Source organism: Mucilaginibacter sp. (assembly GCF_028288225.1).
Lineage (GTDB): Bacteria > Bacteroidota > Bacteroidia > Sphingobacteriales > Sphingobacteriaceae > Mucilaginibacter.
The window spans coordinates 70,250-88,216 of the sequence record NZ_JAQBOC010000057.1 but is presented as its reverse complement, the minus strand read 5'-3'; the positions used below and the strand labels follow the sequence as shown (position 1 = coordinate 88,216).

Genomic DNA, 17,967 nt, shown 5'->3' with positions numbered 1-17,967 from the left:
CTAATTGTAAATATAAGCAACCAAGGGATTGTGAGTTACCTTCGCGGATCGGTCCGGGGCTTCATCCAGGCCTTAAGAATCAGAAAAATGGACCTCATAAATTAAAAAAAGATAAAAACGACAATTTGATTTTTTTAATTTTATACAAGAATTCAAACCTCTATTATCATGGCAAAAACAGTAGCAGAAAAGCTGGTAGAAATACTAGAGCACGCCGGGGTGAAGCATATACACGGTGTGGTGGGCGATTCGCTCAACGGGATTACGGATGAATTACGTAAATCCACAAAAATCAAATGGATACATTACCGTCACGAAGAAGCTGCTGCTTTTGCCGCAGGGGCCGAGGCGCAACTGACAGGAAAACTGGCCGTGTGCGCCGGCAGTTGCGGACCCGGAAATATGCACCTTATTAATGGATTATATGATGCTCACCGAAGCAATGCCCCTGTGCTTGCCATTGCGGCGCAAATACCCAGCGAACAAGTAGGCAGCAGTTATTTCCAGGAAACCCGCCCGGAGGCATTGTTCAGAGAATGCAGTTATTACTGCGAGACTATAGCCTCCTCGCGTCAAATGCCCCGTGTGTTGCAAATTGCCATTCAAAATGCCATTGGCCTAAATGGTGTCGCTGTTATCAGTTTATCGGGTGATGTGGCAATGCAAAACATACAGGATGATGGACTGGAGCATCCATTGTTTTTAAATCGTCCAAATACCCGGCCATCCGATGCCGACCTGCACCAGCTGGCTACGCTTATTAATCATTCAAAAAAGATAACCCTGCTTTGCGGGGCCGGTTGCGCCGGTGCCCACGATGCTTTATTATTGCTTGCAGGAAGAATTGTATCGCCAACGGTCCATGCTCTCAGGGGAAAAGAACATGTGCAATACGATAATCCATACGATGTCGGTATGACAGGGCTTATTGGTATTGCTTCAGGCAACCATGCAGCTCAAAACTGCGATCTGTTAATAATGCTCGGCACTGATTTCCCGTACAAGGAATGGTATCCTGCGGATTCAAAAATAGTTCAGATAGATATTCGCCCCGAACGTTTGGGAAGAAGGTGTAAACTCGACATGGGGCTCGTAGGGGATGTGAAGGAAACCATTAACGTTATATTGCCTTTACTAGATCAAAAAACAGATACCACCTTTTTAGAACAATGCCAGGAACGATATAAGGAAAACAGGAAGAATTTAGATTCTCATGCGAAAGGTGAAACCGGCAGGTTGATCCACCCGGAATACCTTACAAAGGTAATCAGTGATATGGCTAAGGCTGATGCTATATTTACGGCAGATGTAGGTACGCCGACGGTCTGGGCCGCAAGGTACCTGGACATTAAAAAAGGAAGAAGGTTGATCGGCTCTTTCAATCACGGCTCCATGGCAAGCGCCATGCCGCAGGCCATCGGGGCGCAACTGGCATTCCCTAAAAGGCAGGTTATTTCACTATCTGGCGATGGTGGTTTTGCTATGATGATGGGCGATATCCTCACCATTTATCAATATAATTTGCCTGTAAAACTTGTCATATATAACAATGGTTCCCTTGGTTTTGTAGCCATGGAAATGAAGGTTATTGGTATGCCTCCGTTTGGCACTGATTTAAAGAACCCCAATTTCGCAAAAATGGCCGAAGCCATTGGCATAATGGGTATACGCGTAGAAAATTCAGAAGATGTACCGGCGGCGATAGAAAAAGCATTGGCACATAATGGGCCGGTTTTGATAGATGTATTAACAAACCCTACTGAACTGGCGATGCCGCCTAAAATAAACTTTGAGGAGGCAAAAGGATTTGGAATTTATATGATAAGACAAACCCTGCTTGGTGATGGCGCCGAAGTATGGGATACGCTTAAGACAAACTTTTTGAGTTAACGAACTAATGCCTTTCCATTGTCCGCATGAAAATGATATTAAGGACTAATTAAATAATAAAGGTCATGACAAACACCACAGCATTCGATTTACTTCGGGATCCCAGGAAAAACAAAGGGACTGGATTTATCCAGGAAGAACGTGACCGCTACGGTCTTAACGGGTTATTGCCTGGTGCCATCGAAACCATAGAACTGCAGGCCCAGCGAGCACATGAGCAAGTGAACCGCCTGGAAAAGCCGATCAACCAATATGTTTATTTGCTCCAATTGCTGGACAATAACGAAAAGCTATTTTTTAAGCTGTTGATGAGCGATCCGGCAAAGTTTATGCCACCGGTATATACGCCGACTGTTGGAGAAGCCTGCCAGACATTCGGCCATATATTCAGGAGACCCAGGGGTATCTATATTTCCATTAAGGATAAAGACCATATTAAATCCATTCTTCAAAACTGGTCGGAAAAAGACGTACGCTTTACCACAATGAGATAACACGACACGTTTACTGGATTTATCTTCTAAGGATAATTGCAAACAGGCCAAATATATCTGCGAAATGAGCGGTTTATTTATTAAAATGTACTCTTTAGTAAATGCATGTGCACATCAGTACGGTTTGATTACCTGTCCGGTGCTTGCACCGAACAAACTTTTGCGAAAGCCGTATTCCAATTGTTTCATGGTCACGGGAATATCGCCTGGGAAGAAATCAAAGTATTGCGGAGAATCTTCTATAACTGTAGGACTTACCGCGTTAATACGAACACCATTTTCCAGTTCAATTGCGGCGGCGCGCACAAACGCCTCCACTGCGCCGTTGGCAGCTGACGCATTAGCGAATTTTAAAACCGGTTCATGTGTCAAGGCGCCGGTAATGAGTGTAAATGAACCTTTGGGATTGATGTAATGCTGTCCGATAAGTACTAGATTCACCTGCCCCATTAATTTACCGTCAATGCCTTTCCTGAACTCCTTATCTGTCATGTTTCTCCAGGGACCTACATACGAAGGTCCTGCCGTGCAGATCAGCGCATCAAACGGTCCTGCCTGCCTGAACATCTTTTCTATCGATTCAGGTGAGGTAATATCAGCCTGAATGTCTCCGCCCCCGGACCCGACTTTGATGATTTCATTGTTCTTTTCCAAAGCACTTACTAAGTGATTGCCCATGGTGCCTGTTGCGCCTACGATGATAATTTTCATTTTTTCTTTTGATTTTTTTGTTGATAAATAATTTATTGTTTTCTCCCTGCGAACCGCATGACAGCACCTTTGCCCGGATGATATTTGCCTTCCTCTAAAGGGATCGCGCTTTCCTCCAGGAGTAATCCCGATCTTTATAGCGCTCATCCCACATGTTTTTGTAGGTTTGATCCCAGGATTGATTCATATTCGTTTAATTAAAATGCTTCAGAAATTAGCAGTTTACTTACGTTCATACCGGCTGCTGTCCCCGTGGCCACGGCACCTGCTACCGTATGTGTTTTTGTAACATTATCGCCACAGGCAAAAACGCCGTTTACTGTTGTTGCCTGGGAAGGATCAACCTTGATATAGCCGTCGTCGGTAAATTGGCATCCCAGGAATTCAGGGATCTGACACTGCTGCTGAAAGGGGCTGCGTACATATATAGCCCTCACGGGAGATTTCGTGCCGTCCTTGAAAATAATATGCCGGAGATACCCATTGACATGTTCCAGCCTTTCAATTTCTTTTTCTATTATTTGTATATGGTGTTTTTCCAATTTTCCGGATTGTTCGGCTGTTAGTGTTGCAGGTCCGTTGGTAAACAGCGTGAGCGCATTTGTCCAGTTTGAAATAAGGCTGGCTAATTCATAACCATGTGCACCGTTGCCGAGGATACCTGTTTTTTCATTCCTCACCTCGTATCCATGACAGAAAGGACAATGAAGGACCGAAATACCCCAGCATTCAGCAATGCCGTTTATGCCAGGCAGCATATCCCTGATACCAGTTGCAAAAATTAATTGGTCTGCATAAAATGTTTCACCGGATGCTACCTGAATTTCAAAACCATTTTCAATTTTTGTTCCCTTGATTGCCAAACTGTCGAGAAATTCTACCGTGTTATACTTTTGCACTTGCTGTTTGGCAAGGGTTCCGATCTCTGCCGGGGTTTTTCCATCCTGGGTGAGGAAATTATGCGAATGAGGCGTTTGCTGATTACAGGGTTTTCCGCTGTCAATAATAAGGACCTTTCGCAGTGCCCTGCCCAAAGCCATGCCAGCTGCAAGCCCTGAGTAACTACCTCCAATGATGATTACATCAAATTGTTTACGATCTGTCATGCTGTTATATTTTGAATTTTTTAAAGAAAATGATAAGCGGGTCTTGTTATAGCATTTTGCCATTTTTAAATGAAATCCTACGGATGATGAAATTCACCAAAGGCAAGCCGGCAAAAGCGATCCAGGGAACCAGTACGACGGTTAATAATAAAGTTCGTTGATATAAGGGAAGGCCAGCTAATGGCTGGCCGAACAGGTAAAGCAACAGGGTGATGGACGGATAGATCACTACCCACATTTTTAATGATGTGGTTAACTTAGCTTTTGTTTTCATGTCTTAAAAAGTGCTTTTTAGCAAATCACATTGCTTCTACAAAAGTAATTTCAGCGGTAAGTGAAGGATAGGACAAAGATGTGGTTATGTAGGATTTATCTAAAGTTATGTCTAAATGCCTCCGGCGAATACCGAGGGCACTGAAAAAGTCCTATAAGAATTAAAGGACAAAAAAGGAGTAGAAAGCATAGTTTTTCTGCTCCTTTTTCGTATCTTGAAGGTGTAATCAGAAACCTTTTAGATGTTAGCTCAACAACAGCAAATCCAATTTAGTGCGTTTTCGGGGTTATATGATCTGATCGTTCCCAAAGACAACCTTCTTCGCAAGATCAATGAACTGATAGATTTTACTTTTATACATGAAGAACTGGCAGACAAATATTGTCCCAATAATGGACGTACGGCAGAAAGCCCTATACGTATGTTCAAATATTTATTGTTGAAAACGATCTATACTGTCTCGGACGTTGATGTCGTTGAGCGTTCGCGGTATGATATGTCGTTCAAATATTTCCTTGACATGTCGCCCGAGGGGGAAATTATTGACCCCAGTTCGTTGACGAAATTCAGAAAATTACGTTTGAAGGATGCCGACCTATTAAACCTGCTAATCAATAAAACAGTCTCTATAGCCATTGAAAAGGGCATAATTCGGTCCAGGTCCATCATTGTTGATGCCACGCATTCCCTGTCCAGATCAAATCCATATTCAGCATTAGAAGTGTTGAGAGAACGTTCAAAACTGCTTCGAAAAGCGGTTTACGCGATAGATGAAGACATGAAAGGCCAAATGCCTGAAAAGAATGATTCCGATGACCTGGAAAAGGAACTGGCTTATTGTAAAGAACTGGAGAAGCGTATTGAATCGGACCAAACGTTAAGTTTGATCCCTGCGGTCAAAGAAAAACTGAACCTATTGAAAGAGACGGTAGAAGATACACAGGAGAACTATACCCTCTCCAAAGACAAGGATGCCAGGACCGGCCATAAATCAGCAGATAGCTCGTTTTTTGGCTACAAGACCCATCTGGCCATGACAGAAGAACGTATCATTACAGCTGCGGTAGTTACCTCGGGAGAAAAGGGAGATGGTCCGGAGCTTCCCAAACTTCTGGAGATCAGCCAAAGTAATGGGATCGAAGTAGACACTGTTATCGGCGATTCGGCTTATTCCGGCAAAGAAAACCTTGACCTAACAGGCAGGCAGGATATAAAAGTTGTAGCAAGGCTCAACCCATCAATAGCTCAGGGATCCAGAAAGGATGAAGATAGGTTTGATTACAATAAAGATGCGGATATGTTCGTGTGCCCAGCAGGTCATCTGGCCATTCGAAAAGCGCGTCAGGGGAAAAAGAACAGAGGAAAAAACCAGGCAGACACGTATTATTTTGACGTTGAAAAATGTAAAGTATGTCCATTAAGGGAAAACTGCTATAAAGCAGGGGCAAAGACAAAGACCTATTCTGTCACTATAAAATCAGGCCTGCACCGACAGCAGATAGCTTTTCAGGAAACTGATGAATACAAGGAAAAAACAGCACACCGTTATAAGATTGAGGCAAAAAACAGCGAGTTAAAAAACGTTCACGGTTATGGGCGGGCAACATCTTATGGGATTACAAATATGCAAATGCAGGGAGCATTAGCGATTTTCACAGTCAACCTGAAAAGAATCATCAAACTGAATGCCTAAGCCTGTAAAATCGAAGAAAAGCCCCCAACAGCACCTACACTCCACAGTTTGCGAACCAAGCCGTCCCCAAATGATCATCTCAAAAATACATCGCTAATAAAAAAGCGATCAAGTAAAAATCCGTCTTACTTGATCGCTTAGTTGCTCCCCGATTAAAGTGTCACTTTTTCAGTGCCCTCCGAATACCCGGTGTGCTTTTTGAAGAACCTGATAAAATAGGAAACGTCTTCATACCCCAGGCGATAGGCCGTTTGATTGATCTGGTTAGATGTTGCCAGGAGGCATCTTTTAGCTTCCAGGATGATGTGATCATTAATCAATTCTGAACAGGTTTTGCCCAGTGCAGCCTTTGCGATTGCATTAAGTTGATAAGCGGAAAGATTCAGCATTGCAGCATATTGAGCCACTTGCTTATGGGTAAAAACATGAATTTCTAAAAGATCTAAAAACTTTTCAAGTTGTTCCTGCATATAAAGGCTGGCAGTATCGGAAGGCCCAATGCTATGTTGCCGCACAAGCTCGATAAAGAAAATACCCATATTTGCTTTAATAACATCTTCATATCTTTCTTTTTTTTCGGCAAATTCCTGAAAAATGTACGTCAATATTGAAAGCAGCTTTTTAAACCCGCCAGTATTAAGCTGATAATGGTCGATATTACTAGCTTTGCGTAATACCTGGTTTGATACTTTCTCCTGCGGAAAATAGAATTCACCTCTGAACTGCATTAAATACCCTGTACTTTCTGCTTTCAGGGCGAGCCGGTGTACCTGCCCCGGGCGCATGAAGAAAACGGAATTGTCGCAAACCGTGTACGGTGTGAAGTCGATGTCATGGTTACCAGCCGCGCTTTTTAGCGCAAGAATGTAAAAGAAATCATGTCTGTGAAGTTCCTGTAACATGTCCTTTCCTGACAGCAAGTTTTGAATATCGCGAATGCTAAAATTTTCAGATAAATCAGGTTCCTTATGGCTGGCATTAATATGTCTGATTGGTATTCTTTCCATTTTGTCTTAATTGTTATAAGAGGCAGACACAGACATCAAGTAATGTTTAGTCAAATATAATTACATTTTGCAAAGCAATTCAATTGATGGTATAGACAAAGCACCATTTAAAATTTTACCAGATAGGCCAGCAAGATTTTGTTTTAATAATTATAAAGTGAAACAGTATACACAACTGGAACAAAACTCTCACGGCTAAGTCTATCATTATGAGAATCAACATATCATAATGATAGGCTTTCTTGTTTCTGCCGTGTTGTACAAGTTTCTTATTACCAGTTAATTAAGTAAAAATTCACTCCGATAGGCCTGCATGGCACGGCTATTGGCTATGCCTTTTTCTTATTAATTGAATTTCTCAAAATGATAATAGTTTTCTCAATATGGCTAATTGCGCTTTTTCAAATTAAGCAAGCCCCGTCTCTTCGTAAATCCCCTGTTTATATTTCATACTAATTCATGCATTCACATTTAAAGAAACTTTCATTTGCAGGTGCGCTCATCACCCTTGGAATTATTTTTGGCGATATTGGTACCTCCCCACTTTATGTTTTTCAAACTTTACTGGTTGAGGGCGGCAAGGTAAACGAAGCGTTGGTGTTAGGCTCCATCTCCTGCATCTTTTGGACACTTACCCTGCAAACCACTTTCAAATACATTTTTATAACCCTGCAAGCCGATAACCATGGCGAAGGCGGCATATTTTCATTATATGCCCTGGTAAGGCGCTACGGCAAATGGCTGGCCATACCTGCTATAATAGGTGCGGGCACACTACTGGCCGATGGGATAATTACTCCACCAATTTCGGTAACCTCGGCTATTGAAGGCTTGAGTAATGTACCAGCGCTGGCGGCTTCATTTGTACCGGGCAGCAGGCTTATTTTAGGTATTGTTATAGGTATTATGCTGCTGTTGTTTTTCTTTCAGCAATTCGGCACCAAGGTGGTTGGCTCAGCTTTTGGGCCGGTAATGCTGCTATGGTTTTTCATGATAGGCACATTGGGCCTGCTGCAGATAATTCACTATCCAACCATATTTAAAGCATTGAATCCTTACTATGGTTTTGAGCTGCTTACTGAACATCCTAAAGGTTTCTGGCTATTGGGCGCAGTATTTTTATGTACTACCGGCGCTGAAGCTTTATATTCAGACCTTGGCCATTGCGGGCGTAAAAACATACAGGCAAGCTGGATCTTTGTAAAAACCACGCTGGTGTTAAACTACCTGGGGCAGGGCGCATGGGTGCTGTTGCAGCCCGCAGGCAAAAACTTTACTGGCATTAACCCTTTTTACCAAATAGTGCCATACCCGCACCTGTTTATGATTCCCTGCGTGGCGCTGGCTACCCTGGCAACCATTATTGCCAGCCAGGCATTAATAAGCGGTTCCTTTACATTGATAAGCGAAGCGGTGAGTATGAACTTCTGGCCGCGCATCACAATAAAATATCCATCAAACATACGCGGGCAAATTTATATCCCGAGCATCAACTGGATCCTGTGTTTTGGGTGTATAGCCGTATCGCTTTACTTCCAGACATCCGAAGCCATGACAGCGGCCTACGGCTTTTCTATAACCGTAGCTATGCTGATGACCACCGTATTAATGTATTATTTTATGCGCTATGTTAAGCATTGGCCGGTATGGCTGGTTACTATTATCCTATGCGTGTTTTTAACCATTGAGTTCTCATTCTTTGTGGCGAATGCGGTTAAGCTGCTTAAAAGGCTGTTTTTTTTGGTGTTTGAATTTGGGTTGATATTTACCATGTACATTTGGTTTAAAGCCCGCAAGATCAATAACCGATTTTTAAATTTCATCGACCTGAAAGATCAGATCCCATTGTTAAATGCCCTTAGCGCGGATAAATCGGTTAGTAAATATTCAACTCATCTTATCTATCTCACCAAAGCGAACAACGCAAAACAGATAGAGGAAAAGATCATGTATTCCATTATGAGCCGCAAACCAAAAAGGGCGGATACCTACTGGTTTATCCATATTGAAACAACCAATGAGCCATTTACCATGGAATATAGTGTAGATCAGCTGGAACCAGGTAAGATCATTAGGGTAGAGTTCAGGCTTGGGTTCAGGATCCAGCCGAGGGTAAATGTGTTGTTCCGCAAGGTTATTGAAGATATGGTGGCACGTAAAGAGGTTAATATTACCAGCCATTACGACTCACTGAGCAAGTTTAAGATCAATGCCGATTTCAGGTTCGTGATAATGGAGAAATTTCTGTCGTACAATAATTCATTCAGTGTTAAGGAAGGGTTTATATTGAACAGTTATTTCGCCATCAAAAAACTTGCACAATCAGAAGCAAAGGCATTTGGACTTGATACCAGCGAAACCTATATAGAAAAGATCCCGCTGGTAGTTAAACCGGTTGGAAATATTATTTTGAAAAGGGTAGCTGGCAGCGTAAAAGATCTTTATCCTAATTAGGAGTTGAAATATTAGCTTAAATAAAAGATGCTGCAATTTCAACCTTTGTTGAACTTGGTTTGGCTGTTTTCTAAGAGTTTTGCCTGTATTTTAAGCTCATTAATTTATTTGGTTTTAGGTAGATGTAATCATTTTTGAAATCAAGGATCATATTAAACCGCTTTAAAAGATCATTGCCTAAAAAATTAATCTCAAAGCCTGCCGGATTTTTATTGCTCAAAATAAGTGTTGGAATATTTGTAAGGTCAAAATTATTGAGTTTTAGCAAGGGAGAGAGCACTAATTTAGTTTCATATTTTACGCCTCTAGGGTCACGCAGCGCTGATGTTTTAATCAATTTTAAATTCGTCGGGAACTGTTGCCTGCTTACCCAGGCGCTATCCAAAATAATGGCCAGCGCCGAACCTGTGTCCATTGAAAAATCGCCAAAGTATTTTTTATTTTCTATTTCAAAGGCTCCTGTAATGTAAGCATATGAATGCGTAAACCCTATTTTCGATCTAACATATCCTTTCAATACTTTTGGCAGCTTTGAATGGATGATTAAAAGATTTTTATCGTAGTCAATTTCAACACTTTTACCTTCAAACAGGTTGGGGCCAAACCGCCCGTCCATATCATCTGCCGTTATTTTAGTAGGCAGAACCTCGGGATGGGTCCAAACTGCATTGCCCATCTGCAGCCTGAATACCTTATTTAATTTATTATAATCCGGATTTGCTTTCCCGGCAAAGGCATCGGGCTGGTTTGAGAGTAATTTTGTTTTTTTAAGGATGGCATCCCTGGTTAAATGAAAATCAAATGAGCTGATATCAAAATGTAAGTTTAAGGTATCGGTATTATTAATAACAGTTTTTACGCAGATGGCATTAAACGCAGTGAGTGTAAAAGGGATGGTATCGTTGGCGGCAATTGCCCCGGTTAGCGGAGTTTCCGGGGGAATGGCGCTTGCAATTTGCGTGTAGCAGGAGTCCTTTCCGTTTAACAATACGACAAAGTTATATTTTGTTCCCGGTTTTACTTTTACCCTGATGGAATCTATGTCTGTATAAAAAGTAACCCATTTTGTTTTCCTGGTCCTGTCAGCAGTAAAAACGTCGGGTCTGATCCCCGGTGAAAGCGACCACGCATTTTTATCTAAATAACCCCCATCGTTGATAGCAACACTTTTAGAAGTTGCTTTAATAACAGGCAATTTTGATTGTGCAAAAATTGATTGAACCAGTAAAAATGGGATAAAGAGGTATATGTATTTCATTGTTTTCTTGTTTCGAAATGGCTTTAAAATTACGCTGAACTCCCGATAGATGCATAAAAAAGCGCCGCCGATCAAAGATCAAACGACGCTTTATGTTATATATGTTACCTTTTGCAGGGCAGATTAGGCTATTTAATTTACGTAGATGTCACCGCTGCCGTTTTTTGATTTGGAGACATTTTTAGGGTTTCCGGAGCAATGAATATCGCCCGAGCCATGCAATGCGGCATCAATTTTTTCACTGGCATTAACATAGGCATCGCCGGATCCTGTAAGGCGGATCATGGTAGTTGAGGTTTCAAGGTTGCGTGCAGTGTAATCGCCCGATCCTACAAGGCTCACAGTGGAAGCGGCAGCACGGCCTGCAATCCGCATATCACCCGAACCGGAAATGCTGCTTTCCAAGCTTTTAACATCAATTTTGCCGGTCATATCGCCTGATCCGCTGATCCTTAATTTTAATGAATTTGTGGTAAGGCCTTCCTTAAACGATACATCGCCCGAGCCGGTTATGCTTACAGCATTAAGGTCTTTGGCAACAACGTATACAGCTATTTTTTTATGGTTACCAAACCAGTTGCCCCAGTTCCAGGAGTCGTGTTTGCTGTATACTTTTAATACACCATTGTTTACTTCAGTTATAATACGGTTTATTACATCAGAAGGCGCTTCAACTTTAACCGATTCTGTTGAGCCCTGCGTAATAAATACATCAAACGGACCTGCAACATTTACGCCGTTAAAGCCGGATAGATGGCGGTCTTCAACTTCGGAAGGGCTAACCTTTACAATTGGGGCAGGCTTTGCATACGTATAGCCAGCGCCTGTTAAAAGCATAGCTGCCAGCAAAATTTTGGATATCGATTTCATGGTTATTAGTTTTGTTTTAATAAGACGCAAGATGTATCATTAGGTTGCATTAAAAATAAGAAATAAATTGACTTTTATTATTGTAGTTTCCCAGGCGTCGTTTCTACAACAAACTATTTATTAAACACGTCATTGCGAGGTACGAAGCAATCGCGAACTACGCAAGTTCTGCAATTTTCTAATCGCTCTGTATGGCATGCGATTGCTTCGTACCTCGCAATGACAAGATAGTTTAAATGGTACCAGGGGCTAATCCACCATTACCCCAATATAGTAGTTAAAGGTATCCACCTCAATATTGTTCTTAGTTGCGCTATTTATTTCAACGGGCTGAAACCGGGTTGATGGGGTTATAAACTGGTATTCACCACCTTTGATTTTTACACGTACCGGCATATTAAAACCTTTTACATCCGAGATCCAGCGTACAAAAAGTTTACCACCGGTTTCCATAAAGTTTAATATCGGGATGCCTTTGTATTTAAGATACTGATCAAACACGGGCGACAGGTTTTTACCTGATTGCTCGTTAATATAATTTACCACATCATCATAAGTAACGGTTTTGTGATAAAAGGTTTTGTTCAAGCCGCGAAGGATGCTGCGCCATTTTTCATCATCATTAATAATGGTGCGGATCATGTTCAGCATATTGCCGCCCTTGGGATACATATCGCCTGAACCTTCTTTGTTTACATTGTAAACGCCAAGGATGGGGGAGTCGTTTTGAATGCCGAAACGTGTGCCATGTACATATTCCTGCCCGGCTTGTTTGCCATAACGCTGTTCAATAAATAACGATTCGGAATAATTGGTAAAGCTTTCGTGGATCCACATATCGGCAAGGTCTTTCGAGGTAATGTTATTCCCAAACCATTCGTGCCCGCTCTCGTGCACTACAATAAAATCCCATTTAAGGCCCCAGCCAGTGCCGGATAGATCACGTCCTAAATAACCATTGCGGTAGTGGTTGCCATAAGCGGTTCCGCTTTGGTGCTCCATGCCCAGGTGCGGGGCCTCTATCAGCTTATAACCATCCTCATAAAAAGGATAAGGGCCAAACCAATGTTCAAAAGCTTTGATCATATCTTTAACGTTATCGCCAAACTGCTTCTTTGCTTTATCAACATTATAGCTTAAAACCCAATAATCTAAAGTAAGCTTGCCTTTTTCGCCGTTATAGCTATCGCTGATGTGGGAGTATTTGCCGATGTTAGCTTCAATATCATAATTGTTAATGGGGTTGGCCACAAACCAATCGAACCGGGTGTAGCCATTTTTCAAATCTGTTACTTTGCGAAGGCGCCCGTTTGATGCGTCCGTTAATCCTTTCGGTACGCTGATGCTGATCAAAGCACTGTCAACCTCATCTTCCTGCTGATCTTTATTGGGCCACCAGATGCTTGCACCAATTCCCTGGCAGGCAGTAGCTACCCACGGATTACCCAATGAGTCTTTCGAGAAAACTATACCGCCATCCCATGGCGCACGTTTGGCAATGGTGGGGTTACCCGAGTAAAATACGGTAAACCCGTCCTTACTGCCCTTGGCTATGGTATTCGGGAAAGTTACAAACACGGCATTAAACTCGCGCGTGAAGGGCAACTCCTTGCCTTTATATACCACCTTTTCAACTTTTAAATTTGAGAAAAGATCAAACTGCAGTTTGGTAAAATCCTGCGTAGCAGTAAATTTAAACAGATTGCTGCCGCTGATGAATTTATTTTCAATATCAAACTTAACATCAAGGTGGTAGTAATTGATATCATAGCAGGTACGCAAAGGGCTCATATAGCCGCGCAATGAATCGGCCCGGGTAAAAGTCTCTCTTTTTGCACCCAACTGGGCATTTGCCCCATAGGAAATTAGTCCCAGTGCACATATAATTAATGATCTGTGTAGTAGTTTCATTTGAACAATCTAAATTTAATCTCTGTAATCTCTCAAAAAATCGGTGAAATCATATAATAATCAGTGAAATCTTATTGTAATACAGTAACCTTCACACTTGATTTATTTTGTCCGTCATGATAGATCCTGATAGTTGATTTCTGAAAATCCGAATCCTTTGCCTGGTTAATGTCCTCAAACTGCTGCGGGTTCCGGTCGGCAAGCGGGAACCATGAATTTTGTACCTGTATCATGATGCGGTGCCCTTTTCTAAAGGTATGCCCAACATCAGGCAGGTTATATTTCACCTCTGTTACTTTACCCGGTATAAACGGCTCCGGCTTTTCAAATGAGTTACGGAACTTACCCCTGAAGATCTCGCCGCGCACCAGCATTTCATAGCTCGCCATGGTCACATTTTTAGGGTTTGGTGTTGGATTTGGATAGTTATCCGGAAAAACATCAATTAGCTTCACCACGTAATCGGCATCTGTGGTGCTTATTGATGAGAACAGGTCAGCCACAACCGGGCCTGTCAAAGTGATATCACTTGTTAAAGTATCAGTTTGGTAAGTCTTTACATCCGGTCTGCGGCCTGCAAAACGCTGATCGTCCAGCATGTATTCCCTTGTGCGGTGCGACTGTACACCATCCTGGTATGGTACCGGTGAGCTGGGGTCGCTTACATATTCGTCAAAGCTATCGCCGCCGGTGGGTGCGTCAAATGACAGCTTGCCGTTAGCCTGGAAGTATAAAGTTTTTTCTATTGAATTTTCAGGCGGCCATTTGCTGAATTTTTTCCACTCGTTGCTGCCCGAAATAAAAATAGCCGCTTTTGGCAGGTCCAACTCGCCCTCACCTTTCAGGTAATATTTAAAAAACGGCAATTCTAAATTCTCGCGGAACCATTTGCTGGTGTTCGATCCAAAATCCTGGTCGCCGAAATGCTGGATGTCAACACTCTCCCAGCCACCATGAAACCATGGCCCCATTACCAGCATATTTTTATGGCCTGCCGGATTTTGCTTTTCAATAGCATCAAACACATGCAGGGCGCCAAAACAGTCCTCGGCATCAAAAAAACCGCCAACCACCATTGTAGCAGGTGTAAGGTTCTTTAAGTGCGGGCGGATGTTCATATCCTGCCAGAAGCTGTCGTAATTTGGATGGGCCATCATATCGTTCCAAAACTTAACCGAATCGCCAAAATAATGCTTCTTATAATTTGGTAAGGCACCCAGGTTAAGATAGAATTTGTAATTGTCGGGATATTTAAATTTTATAGCGGTTTTAAATTGCGCCGGTATAATAGGTTTCGGGCGGGGAACGCCAAAGCTGGTGATAAACGAAAATGCGTCCATTATAAATAGGGCGCCGTTATGGTGAAAATCATCTCCAATAAACCAATCGGTAACCGGGGCCTGCGGCGATACTGCCTTTAGTGCAGGGTGCGCATTTGGCAAGGATGCAGTTGAATAAAACCCGGGATACGAGATCCCTTCTATACCTACTTTGCCATTATTGTTGGGCAGGTTTTTTATCATCCAGTCGATGGTATCATAGGTGTCTGAGCTTTCATCAACCTGTTGTTTGCCTTTTTTATTGTCGATGTTTGGGCGCACATCAATATAGTCCCCCTCGCTCATCCACTTGCCGCGTACATCCTGGTAAACAAAAATGAACCCTTCTTCTAAGAGCAGGGAATTTTGTCCCAATGACTTTCTGTAATTGTTTTCGCCATAAGGAGATACTGTGTAAGGCGTACGGGTCATTAAAATTGGATATTTTTTTGACTGATCCTTAGGCAGGTAAATGGATGTAAACAGTTTTTTACCATCGCGCATGGTAATGTATTTTTCCATTTTGGTGTAATGATCCCTGATATAGGAAGTATCTTTTGGCGCTTGTGCAAAGGTTAAGGTGCACCATAATGCAGCCACGGTTAAGAGTAGCAATTTTTTCATGTTTAGTTCGGTCAGTTAATTTAAGCTAATTTAAAAAGATAATCAACAATATGCTATTCGTGTCAACACTGTTACAGAAACAGGATAAACTATTATTACAACACGCTAAAATATGGGCATAATAATAGCGCAAACAACACTTATTAAAATATTTTAATAAGTGTTGTGGTTGTAAAAGTAATTTTATTAAGTTTGTGTGAATAATGCATTGCACTTTAAAAAATGAACTTTACATCAACCTTATGTCGGTAAGGGGAATTTATAGTTAAATTGGTTTGAATAGATCCTCGCCCAGGCGGGGATTTTCTTTGTAATGCTTTTTTATTCGCTCCTTTGTTAAACTAAATACAACCCAACCAAAAAAATGGCCAGATTAAATTTACTAGAAGAGACGCGTTACGAGAAGCTGCCGGTAACGGTGTATTGCAATCAGAAAGAAGCGTCATTAGCGGTAGCGCAGCGGATAGCCAGGCTGATAAAAGCGAAAACAGCCAAAGGCGAGCAGACGGTGCTGGGCCTGGCCACGGGAGTAACCCCTGTTGGCGTATATGCCGAGCTGGTGCGCCAGCACCGGGAAGAAGGGCTGAGCTTTAAGAAGGTTACCACCTTTAACCTGGACGAGTACTACCCGATGCAGCCCAATGCGGCGCAGAGCTATGTAACGTTCATGAACGAGAACCTGTTCAGCCATGTAGATATCGATCAAAAGAACGTACATATTCCGGATGGCACGCTTGAGCAGGATGCGGTGGCCGCCTTTTGCCTGGACTATGAGAAAAAGATCACGGCGCTTGGCGGGCTGGACCTGCAGATCCTGGGGATCGGCCGTACGGGCCACATCGGCTTTAACGAGCCGGGCTCGGCACCCAATTCCGGCACCCGGCTGGTAACGCTGGATGACCTGACCCGGAACGATGCCTCGCGCGACTTTGGCGGCAAGCAGAACGTACCCACCAAGGCCATCACGATGGGGATCGGCACGATCTTCAAGGCCAGGGAGATCATCCTGATGGCCTGGAGCCTGAAGAAGGCCCCGATCATCAAAAAAGCGGTGGAAGGCGAGATCTCGGGCGATGTACCGGCCACCTACCTGCAGCTATCGGACAATGTGGAATTCGTGCTGGATGAACCCGCAGCAAGCTCCCTTACCCGGTTTGATACCCCCTGGCTGGTAAAGGATTGCGTGTGGGAGAACGGGCTGAAAAAGAAAGCCGTGATCTGGCTGGCCGACAACCTGGACAAACCGATCTTAAAGCTGACCGAAGAAGACTATAACAACCATGGCATGGCGCAGCTGGCCGTGGAACAGGGGCCGGTCTATAACATCAACATTGATATCTTTAACCAGCTGCAGCATACCATTACCGGCTGGCCGGGGGGCAAGCCGGATGCGGACGACAGCCAGCGGCCGGAAAGGGCGCAGCCGGCCCGGAAGCGGTCGGTCATCTTCTCGCCGCACCCGGATGATGACGTGATCTCCATGGGGGGCACCTTTATCCGTTTGGTAGACCAGGGGCATGATGTGCATGTGGCCTACCAGACCTCGGGCAATACCGCCGTATGGGATGATGACGTATTAAGATTCGTAGAATTTGCCATAGACTTTAATAGCAGCATCGGGGATGACAATACCAAGCTGAAAAAAGTATACGAAGAGATGCGGGCCTTTATCCCCACCAAACACCCCAACCAGGTAGATACCAAAGAGATCAGGGATGTAAAAGGGTTTATCCGCAACACAGAAGCCTTCTCGGGGGACAGGTATGACGGGCTCACCGATGACCATATCCACTTTATGGCGCTGCCGTTTTATGAAACCGGGAAGATCAAGAAGAACACGGTAGGCGAGGAAGACATCAGGCTGACCATGGAGCTGCTGCAGCAGGTAAAGCCGCAGCAGGTATTTGCAGCGGGCGACTTTGCCGATCCGAACGGCACGCACCTGGTATGCTTCAACATCATTTTGGCCGCTTTAAGAAGGCTCAGGGAAACGGAAGACTGGGTAAAAGACTGCTGGCTGTGGATGTACCGCGGCGCCTGGCTGGAGTTTGAGACCCACGAGATCGAGATGGCCGTACCGCTCTCGCCGCAGGAAGTGATCCGCAAGCGCAATGCCATCTTCAAGCACCAGAGCCAGAAGGACAGGCCGGTATTCCCGGGGGATGATGCCAGGGAGTTCTGGGTAAGGGCCGAGGACCGTACCCGTGAAACCGCTCATGCTTATGACAAGCTGGGCATGGCCGAATATGAGGCCATGGAGGCCTTTGTGAGGTATCATTTTTAGATTACACCGATTGCAGGATGATTACACTGATTAACGATACAATCAGTGTAATCATTTTTTTATAATCGGCGA

General features: G+C 43.4%; 12 protein-coding genes and 1 pseudogene. 5 read left to right on the top strand and 8 right to left on the bottom strand.

The window, feature by feature from the left end; genetic code table 11:
* Positions 1–168: 168 nt before the first annotated feature.
* Positions 169–1,890: a ubiquinone-dependent pyruvate dehydrogenase gene (gene poxB, locus JWQ54_RS17400; RefSeq protein WP_299587269.1), complete on the top strand. Its 1,722-nt coding sequence runs from the start codon at positions 169–171 to the stop codon at positions 1,888–1,890.
* 65 nt (positions 1,891–1,955) lie between these two features.
* Positions 1,956–2,384: a hypothetical protein gene (locus JWQ54_RS17395; RefSeq protein ID WP_299587267.1), complete on the top strand. Its 429-nt coding sequence runs from the start codon at positions 1,956–1,958 to the stop codon at positions 2,382–2,384.
* Between the two features lie 114 nt (positions 2,385–2,498).
* Here JWQ54_RS17395 and JWQ54_RS17390 read toward each other — a convergent pair whose 3' ends face one another.
* The 3 genes from JWQ54_RS17390 to JWQ54_RS17380 are packed head-to-tail and all read right to left on the bottom strand — an operon-like array spanning position 2,499 to position 4,475.
* Entirely contained in the window at positions 2,499–3,242 is a 744-nt protein-coding gene (locus tag JWQ54_RS17390) for a short chain dehydrogenase (RefSeq protein WP_299587264.1), read from the bottom strand.
* A 50-nt stretch (positions 3,243–3,292) separates the two neighbouring features.
* Positions 3,293–4,201: an NAD(P)/FAD-dependent oxidoreductase gene (locus JWQ54_RS17385; RefSeq protein ID WP_299587261.1), complete on the bottom strand. Its 909-nt coding sequence runs from the start codon at positions 4,199–4,201 to the stop codon at positions 3,293–3,295.
* Between the two features lie 46 nt (positions 4,202–4,247).
* The gene (locus JWQ54_RS17380) at positions 4,248–4,475 is read right to left on the bottom strand and encodes a hypothetical protein (RefSeq protein WP_299587258.1); all 228 of its coding nucleotides are present in this window, start codon (positions 4,473–4,475) and stop codon (positions 4,248–4,250) included.
* Between the two features lie 241 nt (positions 4,476–4,716).
* Here JWQ54_RS17380 and JWQ54_RS17375 point away from each other — a divergent pair, with 241 nt between their 5' ends.
* Positions 4,717–6,168: an IS1182 family transposase gene (locus JWQ54_RS17375; protein WP_299587257.1), complete on the top strand. Its 1,452-nt coding sequence runs from the start codon at positions 4,717–4,719 to the stop codon at positions 6,166–6,168.
* A 152-nt stretch (positions 6,169–6,320) separates the two neighbouring features.
* Here JWQ54_RS17375 and JWQ54_RS17370 read toward each other — a convergent pair whose 3' ends face one another.
* Entirely contained in the window at positions 6,321–7,175 is an 855-nt protein-coding gene (locus JWQ54_RS17370) for a helix-turn-helix domain-containing protein (protein ID WP_299587254.1), read from the bottom strand.
* A 459-nt stretch (positions 7,176–7,634) separates the two neighbouring features.
* Between JWQ54_RS17370 and JWQ54_RS17365 the strand changes: the two genes are divergently transcribed.
* Positions 7,635–9,629, top strand: coding sequence for a KUP/HAK/KT family potassium transporter (locus JWQ54_RS17365; protein ID WP_299587252.1), 1,995 nt, complete (start codon positions 7,635–7,637; stop codon positions 9,627–9,629).
* Positions 9,630–9,699: 70 nt separating this feature from the next.
* On the opposite strand, the gene JWQ54_RS17360 is transcribed toward JWQ54_RS17365, so the two are convergent.
* The 4 genes from JWQ54_RS17360 to JWQ54_RS17345 all read right to left on the bottom strand — a co-directional run bounded on the left by JWQ54_RS17360 (position 9,700) and on the right by JWQ54_RS17345 (position 15,611).
* Positions 9,700–10,887, bottom strand: a complete 1,188-nt coding sequence (locus JWQ54_RS17360) for a hypothetical protein (protein WP_299587250.1) — start codon at positions 10,885–10,887, stop codon at positions 9,700–9,702.
* Positions 10,888–11,019: 132 nt separating this feature from the next.
* The gene (locus JWQ54_RS17355; RefSeq protein WP_299587248.1) at positions 11,020–11,757 is read right to left on the bottom strand and encodes a head GIN domain-containing protein; all 738 of its coding nucleotides are present in this window, start codon (positions 11,755–11,757) and stop codon (positions 11,020–11,022) included.
* Between the two features lie 249 nt (positions 11,758–12,006).
* Positions 12,007–13,668 (bottom strand): M1 family metallopeptidase, encoded by a 1,662-nt coding sequence (locus JWQ54_RS17350; RefSeq protein ID WP_299587246.1) that lies wholly within the window; start codon positions 13,666–13,668, stop codon positions 12,007–12,009.
* Positions 13,669–13,739: 71 nt separating this feature from the next.
* A complete protein-coding gene (locus JWQ54_RS17345) occupies positions 13,740–15,611 on the bottom strand; it encodes a CocE/NonD family hydrolase (RefSeq protein WP_299587244.1) in 1,872 nt (623 codons plus the stop codon).
* A 361-nt stretch (positions 15,612–15,972) separates the two neighbouring features.
* Between JWQ54_RS17345 and nagB the strand changes: the two are divergent.
* Positions 15,973–17,895: pseudogene (nagB, locus tag JWQ54_RS17340) on the top strand (glucosamine-6-phosphate deaminase); the annotation flags it as partial.
* Positions 17,896–17,967 lie beyond the last annotated feature (72 nt).

What these genes read in the sequence shown, in the direction of transcription:
- poxB (WP_299587269.1), top strand. Translation starts at nt 169, where the DNA reads ATGGCAAAAACAGTAGCAGAAAAGCTGGTAGAAATACTAGAGCACGCC.
- JWQ54_RS17395 (WP_299587267.1), top strand. Translation starts at nt 1,956, where the DNA reads ATGACAAACACCACAGCATTCGATTTACTTCGGGATCCCAGGAAAAAC.
- JWQ54_RS17390 (WP_299587264.1), bottom strand. Translation starts at nt 3,242, where the DNA reads ATGAGCGCTATAAAGATCGGGATTACTCCTGGAGGAAAGCGCGATCCC.
- JWQ54_RS17385 (WP_299587261.1), bottom strand. Translation starts at nt 4,201, where the DNA reads ATGACAGATCGTAAACAATTTGATGTAATCATCATTGGAGGTAGTTAC.
- JWQ54_RS17380 (WP_299587258.1), bottom strand. Translation starts at nt 4,475, where the DNA reads ATGAAAACAAAAGCTAAGTTAACCACATCATTAAAAATGTGGGTAGTG.
- JWQ54_RS17375 (WP_299587257.1), top strand. Translation starts at nt 4,717, where the DNA reads ATGTTAGCTCAACAACAGCAAATCCAATTTAGTGCGTTTTCGGGGTTA.
- JWQ54_RS17370 (WP_299587254.1), bottom strand. Translation starts at nt 7,175, where the DNA reads ATGGAAAGAATACCAATCAGACATATTAATGCCAGCCATAAGGAACCT.
- JWQ54_RS17365 (WP_299587252.1), top strand. Translation starts at nt 7,635, where the DNA reads ATGCATTCACATTTAAAGAAACTTTCATTTGCAGGTGCGCTCATCACC.
- JWQ54_RS17360 (WP_299587250.1), bottom strand. Translation starts at nt 10,887, where the DNA reads ATGAAATACATATACCTCTTTATCCCATTTTTACTGGTTCAATCAATT.
- JWQ54_RS17355 (WP_299587248.1), bottom strand. Translation starts at nt 11,757, where the DNA reads ATGAAATCGATATCCAAAATTTTGCTGGCAGCTATGCTTTTAACAGGC.
- JWQ54_RS17350 (WP_299587246.1), bottom strand. Translation starts at nt 13,668, where the DNA reads ATGAAACTACTACACAGATCATTAATTATATGTGCACTGGGACTAATT.
- JWQ54_RS17345 (WP_299587244.1), bottom strand. Translation starts at nt 15,611, where the DNA reads ATGAAAAAATTGCTACTCTTAACCGTGGCTGCATTATGGTGCACCTTA.